The organism is Gilliamella sp. B2717 (genome assembly GCF_026536675.1).
Classification (GTDB): Bacteria; Pseudomonadota; Gammaproteobacteria; order Enterobacterales; family Orbaceae; genus Gilliamella; species Gilliamella apicola_I.
In genome coordinates this window covers 433-807 of the sequence record NZ_JAFNNQ010000038.1, presented here as the reverse complement: position 1 = coordinate 807, position 375 = coordinate 433, and the positions used below count along the sequence as shown (strand labels likewise).

Genomic DNA, 375 nt, shown 5'->3' with positions numbered 1-375 from the left:
TATCTTGCTCCCAAAATGCCGGCGCAGGCTCTTTGGGGTTATCCTCATAGTACTTTGTATCTGCCAAATGCATATATAAACTATAAAAATACAGCTGATGACCGGGCTGTTTAGGTTTAGCCGTTTCAGCAGCAGGCGGTGTACTTGCTGTTGATGCGTCACCGGTTGTCGTTGGGGGAGTTGGCGTATTAGTATTCGTGCCCGTTGGTGATGTTTTTACCGGCGTTGTAGTCGTAGGCTGTGTATTTGACGACGGTAATGCATTGGCTGCTGGCGCTGTTGAATTTTCAGTTGAGCTGGTGGTAGCTGCCTCAGGGGATGACTGACTTTCGGTTGTTGGAGTTGGTGTCGCTGGCGGGGTCGCTGCCGGAGCCA

General features: G+C 50.9%; 1 pseudogene. It reads right to left on the bottom strand.

What is annotated here, in order from left to right:
• A pseudogene (locus J3U35_RS05660) lies at positions 1-375 on the bottom strand (hypothetical protein); the annotation flags it as partial.